At 79.7% G+C, this 5,700-nt stretch carries 6 protein-coding genes; 5 read left to right on the forward strand and 1 reads right to left on the reverse strand.

Features of this window, described 5'->3' with window-relative positions; translation table 11 throughout:
• The 3 genes from HLB09_RS12105 to HLB09_RS12115 all read left to right on the forward strand — a co-directional run.
• The coding region (locus tag HLB09_RS12105) for an amidase family protein (protein ID WP_212770986.1) at positions 1-300 on the forward strand (300 nt) is incomplete at its 5' end.
• A gap of 154 nt (positions 301-454) precedes the next feature.
• Positions 455-2,209 carry a GAF domain-containing sensor histidine kinase gene (locus tag HLB09_RS12110; protein ID WP_171203620.1) on the forward strand — a complete coding sequence of 585 codons (1,755 nt, stop codon included), beginning with the start codon at positions 455-457 and terminating at the stop codon, positions 2,207-2,209.
• Positions 2,210-2,308: 99 nt separating this feature from the next.
• Positions 2,309-2,953: a response regulator gene (locus tag HLB09_RS12115; RefSeq protein ID WP_171203621.1), complete on the forward strand. Its 645-nt coding sequence runs from the start codon at positions 2,309-2,311 to the stop codon at positions 2,951-2,953.
• A 69-nt stretch (positions 2,954-3,022) separates the two neighbouring features.
• On the opposite strand, the gene HLB09_RS20045 is transcribed toward HLB09_RS12115, so the two are convergent.
• Positions 3,023-3,496, reverse strand: coding sequence for a universal stress protein (locus HLB09_RS20045; protein ID WP_212770987.1), 474 nt, complete (start codon positions 3,494-3,496; stop codon positions 3,023-3,025).
• Between the two features lie 543 nt (positions 3,497-4,039).
• Here HLB09_RS20045 and HLB09_RS12125 point away from each other — a divergent pair.
• Together HLB09_RS12125 and HLB09_RS12130 are read left to right on the forward strand one after the other, a co-directional pair.
• The gene (locus HLB09_RS12125; RefSeq protein ID WP_171203622.1) at positions 4,040-5,026 is read left to right on the forward strand and encodes a universal stress protein; all 987 of its coding nucleotides are present in this window, start codon (positions 4,040-4,042) and stop codon (positions 5,024-5,026) included.
• A 1-nt stretch (position 5,027) separates the two neighbouring features.
• Positions 5,028-5,654, forward strand: a complete 627-nt coding sequence (locus HLB09_RS12130) for a CBS domain-containing protein (protein ID WP_171203623.1) — start codon at positions 5,028-5,030, stop codon at positions 5,652-5,654.
• Positions 5,655-5,700 lie beyond the last annotated feature (46 nt).

The raw sequence follows: 5,700 nt of genomic DNA on the forward strand, positions 1-5,700 counted from the left end.
CGGGCGCGCACGGCAGCCCTGCTGGCCGGCGGGCGGCTCCTGTGCCTGCCCGCGACCGCCGGGCCGGCCCCCGCCGTCGTCCCCGGCGAGGCCGCCGGGTCCTCCGGCGAGGACGCCCTCCTCGCCACCGACCGGCTGCTGGCGCCGGCGGCGGTCGTCGGTGCGCCCGCCCTCACGCTGCCGTGGGGGCGCGCCGGGGACCTCCCCGTCGGGCTGCAGGTCCTCGCCGCGCCGGGGGCGGACGGCGCGCTGCTGGCGCTGCTCGACCGGCTCGTCCCGGCCCGCGAGCTGCCGGTCTGACGCGCCGCCGGGCGCGGAGGACCACCGGTCGCCTCCCTGCGGGGCCGCCGCCGCGCCAGGATGCGTCCACGAGCCGGCGGACGGCCGGACCGCGGCCCGGCCGGCGACGTCGGCCGGGAGGCCGACGGGGTGAGGCGGTGGAGGGAGGACGTCCGTGACGACGACGGACCGCACGGTGGAGGACGCCGGTCGGGCGTCGCCGCGCCCCTCGCCGGCGAGCGCCGACGACCGCCTGCGCCGGCTGCTCGTCTCGCTGCGCGACCTGGGCGCCGACGTCCCCCTGCCCGAGCTGCTCCGGCGGCTCGTCGAGGTCGCGTGCGAGCTCGTCGGCGCGCGGTACGGCGCCCTGGGCGTGGTCGGGGCCGGCGAGCGCCTCGTCCAGTTCGTGACGGTCGGCGTCGACGAGCGGACGGCGGCCCGCATCGGGCACCTCCCCCGGGGCGAGGGCCTCCTCGGCCACCTCGTGGACCACCCCAGGCCTCTGCGCCTGCCCGACCTCACGGCGCACCCGGCCTCCATCGGCCTGCCGCCCGGGCACCCGCCCATGCGCACCTTCCTCGGCGCCCCCGTCCGGGTGCGCGGCGAGGTCTTCGGCAACCTCTACCTCACCGACAAGCAGGACGGCGGCCGGCCCGTCCCCTTCACCGCCGAGGACGAGGAGCTCCTCGTGGCGATGGCCTCCGCCGCCGGCGTCGTCATCTCCGACGCCCGGCTCCTCGACGTCGCCGAGCGCCGCCAGCGGTGGCTGCGCGCGTCCGCGGACGTCGTCCAGGACCTGCTGCTCGAGGAGGCGGCCTCGCTCGCGCAGGTCGCGCGGCACGCGCGACGGGCGGCGGGGGCCGACCTGGGGAGCGTGCTCGTCGTCGACCCCGACGACCCCGCGGCCCTGCAGCTCGTGGCCGCGGACGGCGGGGCGGGCGACCGCCTGCTCGGCACGGCGTGGCCGCGGGAGGGCTCCCTCGTCGGCCGCGTGCTCGAGGTCGACGAGGACGTCCTCGTCGACGACCTGGTGACGTCCGGCCTGGTCGCCGAGGGCCTCGTCGCCGAGGTGCCGGGCATGCCCGACGGCCCGGCGCTGCTCGTGCGCCTGCCCCGGGTGGGCGCCGCGGCCCGCCCGGGGGCGCTCGCGCTGCTGCGCCGGCGCGGCGCGCCCGTCTTCGACGAGGAGGACCGCGCCATGGCCTCCGACTTCGCGCGGCACGTCGGCCTGGCCCTCGAGATGCAGCGGGCCGTGGCGGCCCGGCGCCGCCTGGCCCTCCTCGACGAGCGCGAGCGCATCGCCCGCGACCTCCACGACCACGTCATCCAGCAGGTGTTCGCCGCGGGCCTGCGGCTGACGGTGCTGGCCGGGCGCTCCTCGGACCCCGGCGTCGCCGCCGAGCTGCGCGACGTCGTGGCCGAGGGCGACGCGACCATCCGCGCGCTCCGGGAGGCGATCTTCTCCCTCGAGCACGAGGAGCCGCCGGACGACCTCGTGACGACGGCGCGGGAGCTCGTCCGCGAGTACACCGGCGTCCTGGGCTCCCGGCCCTCGCTCGCCGTCGACGAGCCCTTCCCCGCGGGCGACCTGCCCCCCGCGGTGGCCGCCGGCGCCCGGGCGGCGCTGCGCGAGCTGCTGAGCAACGTCGCCCGCCACGCGGGGGCGTCCCGGGCCTCGGTCCACCTCGCCGCACCGGGCGGCCGGCTCGAGGTCACCGTCGCCGACGACGGCGTCGGCGTCGGCACGGCCACCGCTCGGCGCCGCAGCGGGCTGCGCAACCTCGAGCAGCGCGCGCGGGAGCTGGGAGGGCGGTGCACGGTCGCCTCCCCGGTGGACGGCGGGCGCGGCACGCGGGTGTCGTGGTCGGTGCCCCTGCCGGTCGGCGTCCGGGGCAGCGCCCGCCCCGCCGACGACGCCGTCGGCCGGTGAGCGCCCGCCCCGCAGGACCTTGGTCCCTTCCCGTCCCCGCCGGGACGGGGGACCCTGCGAGCGGTGCCCCGTGGACGGCTGGACGACGAGGAGGTCGCCGTGGAGGGAGCAGCGACGGGGACGCGCGTGGTGGTCGTGGACGACCACGCGGTGGTCCGGGCCGGGCTGCGCGCCCTGCTGGAGTCGGCCGGTGACCTCCACGTCGTCGCGGAGGCCGGCACCGTGGCCGACGCGGTGCGCGAGATCACCGTGTCCCGTCCCGACGTGGTCCTCGTCGACGCCCGGCTCCCCGACGGCTCGGGCGTGGAGGTCTGCCGCACGGTCCGCTCGACGTCCCCCGGCACGCGGTGCCTGGTCCTGACCTCCTACGACGACGACCGCGCGCTCCTGGCCGCGGTCCTGGCGGGCGCCGCCGGCTACCTGCTGAAGGAGATCGGCACGGCCGACCTGCTCGGCGCCGTGCGCCACGTCCACCGGGGCGGTGACCTCGTCGACGCCGAGCGGGTCGCCGAGGTCCGCCGGCGCCTGGAGGACCCCCTCGCGGCGGACGAGCGGCTCGCCGACCTCACCCGGCAGCAGCGCCGGGTCCTCCAGCTGCTCGCCGAGGGGCGCACGAACCGGCAGATCGCGACCTCCATGGGGCTGGCGGAGAAGACGGTCAAGAACTACGTGAGCCACCTGCTCGTGCGGCTCGGGGTCTCGAGCCGCACGCAGGCGGCGCTCCTGCTCGCCGGCACCCGCTGACGCCCACCCGCTGACGCCCACCGCCGGGCCCGGCTCCGTCGCACGGTCGTGGGTCACCGACCGGCGCCCTCATCGCACGACCACCACGGGGCACGCGGCGTGGCGCACGCACTGGTCAGCCGTCGAGCCCAGCAGCAGCCGTGCGAAGCCGCCCCGCCCCCGGGTGCCGACGACGAGGACGTCGGCCCCGGACGAGGCCTCGACGAGGGCCCGGGCGGGCGCCGCGTGCGCCACGTGCACGCGCAGGTCGTCCACCGGCAGCCCTGGTCCCTCGACCAGCCCGGCGGCGCGGCGGCGCACGACCTCGCGCGTCGCGGCCTCGACGTCCTCGAGCGGAGGGACGTAGCCGCGCTCGGCGTCGGGCGGGTCCTCGCCCGTGGCGAGGCTCCACGCCCGCAGGACGTGGAGCGGCGCCCGGCGCCGGACCGCCTCCTCGGCCGCGTAGCGCAGCGCCGCGCGGGCGCCCTCGGAGCCGTCGTCGCCGACGAGGACCCCGCCGTCGACGACGACGTGGCGCACCACCTGCTGCTGCCATCCGGGCACGAGCTCCTCCTCGGGCGACGCGGTCCCGCGCGGACGGGTCACCTCGTCGGTGGACGGCGGGCGCGGGGTCCCCGATGTCCTCCGCGCCTCCTCGCCGTCCCGGACGCGGTGGCCGGGTGGAGGGACGAGCACCCGCCCCTCCCGAGGCCGGCGCCTCGGCCGCCGGTCGACGGCCGCGAGCACTCCACCAGCAGCGGGGCCGCCGCGCACGGGGCGAAGGACCCTGCCGGCGGGCGCCCCCGCCGGGCCCTTCGCCCCTGTCGAGACGCCCGGGACGCGCGGAGCCTCGGGCCGTGGACGCGACGGCCCCTGGGACGGGAGCCGTCGGAGCGGCGTCTGCGCGGGCGGCGGCCCGGCGGGAGGCGGGGACGGTCCTGACCGCGGGAGAGGGCGAGCGCCGCCGACCGGCGCCTGCTGCGCGAGCCGGCCCACCGGCCACCCGCCCGCGGGCCGGGCCCAGCGGCTCACCGGCGTCCGCTGACCGGCCGGGACGGCCCCGTCCCGGCGTAGGCACCCCCACCCGCACCGCAGAGGAGGAGCGACATGACCACCACCACGCCCCGCCCGCGCTCCGAGGCGTCACCGGCCCCGGCCGAGGAGAGGCGCCCGGCGTCGCCGCGCGGCGCCGTCGTCGTCGGCTACGACGCCTCGCCCGCCGCCCTGGAGGCGCTCGTCCTGGCCGCCGGTGAGGCCCGCGACCTGGGGGCGCCGCTCACCGTCCTCCACGCCGAGGACTTCTCCGCCAGCGACCAGCGGCTGCTCGCCGACCTCGCGATGCGCGACCTCGACGAGCAGGTCGCCGCGCACGCCCGGCGGGTGGCCGAGGAGGGCGCCGCGACCGCCCGCCGCCTGACGACGACGCCCGTGCTCGCCCTGTGGCGGCTGGTCGACCCGGTGCGGGCCCTCGTCGACGTCTCGCGCGAGGCGTCGCTCCTCGTCGTCGGCAACCGGGGCCGGGGGACGCTGCGCGCCTCCCTGCTCGGGTCCACCGCCTTCGGCACCAGCGCCCACGCCGCGTGCCCGGTCCTCGTGGTCCGGACCGGGTCCACGCGCACCCCCGGCCCCGACCGCCCCGTCGTGGTGGGCGCGGACGGGTCGCCCAGCTCGGGCCGGGCCCTGGTCGTCGCGGCCGACGTCGCGGCGCGCACCGGGGCGCCCCTGCAGGTCCTCACCGCGTGGTCGGTGCCCGCCGCCGGCAGCATCGGCGCCTACGGGGCGATCTCGGAGCAGCACCTGCCGCACCTGCGCGAGCACGCCGAGCAGGTCAGCGCCGAGGCGCTGGCGCGCGTCCGCGCCCGGCACGGCGACCTCGAGGTGGAGGCCCGCGTCGTGCGCGCGGACCCCGTCCGGGCGCTGCGCGACGCCTCCCGGGGGGCGGGCCGCGTGGTCGTCGGCACCCACGGCCACGGGCGGCTGCTCTCGGCGGTGCTCGGCTCGGTGAGCCAGAGCGCCGTCCACGACTGCCGCTGCCCCGTGGAGGTGGTGCCGCCCGAGCCCGCCGGCGGCGGGTCGAGGACCGGGAGGGCGTGACGTGCTCGTCCGCGAGGTCATGAGCAGCCCGCCCTTCGTGCTCGCGCCCGACGACGAGGTGCGCTGGGCGGCCGAGGTCCTCCTCGGCCGCCACCTGTCCGCCGCCCCGGTCGTCGACGAGGAGGGGAGGCTCGTCGGCGTGCTGTCCGACGCCGACCTGCTGCGGCACCGCGTCGGGCCGGACCCGCGCTCGTCGCTGCGCCGGGACCCGCTCGCCGACGAGGAGCCGCCCGCGCGGACGGTGGCCGACCTCATGACGACCGAGGTGGTCGCCGTGCGCGCCGGGTCGGACGCGGCGCGCGCCGCCGAGCTGCTCGTCGACCTGGGCCACCGGACCCTCCCCGTCCTCAGCGGCTCCCGCGTCGTGGGCGTCGTCGGGCGCCGGGACCTGCTCCTCGCCGCCACGCGTCCGGACGACGACGTGGAGCGGGACGTCCGGACGGTCCTGGCCGACTACTGGGCACCGGCGTCGTGGGCGGTGGAGGTCGTCGACGGCGTCGTCCGGCTCCGGGGTCGGGAGCGCACGGAGGCCTCGCACCGGCTGGCGGCCGCCCTGGCCCGGACGGTGCCCGGCGTCCTGCGGGTGGTCGTCGACGACCCGGCGCCGCAGGACGCCGTCGTCAGGTGAGCCCGCGCCGGCGGGCGCCCGCCCCGCCGCGGCCCGGTGCCGGGAG

The sequence above is a fragment of the Pseudokineococcus marinus genome (assembly GCF_013004605.1).
GTDB lineage: Bacteria > Actinomycetota > Actinomycetes > Actinomycetales > Quadrisphaeraceae > Pseudokineococcus > Pseudokineococcus marinus.

What these genes read in the sequence shown, in the direction of transcription:
- HLB09_RS12125 (WP_171203622.1), top strand. Translation starts at nt 4,040, where the DNA reads ATGACCACCACCACGCCCCGCCCGCGCTCCGAGGCGTCACCGGCCCCG.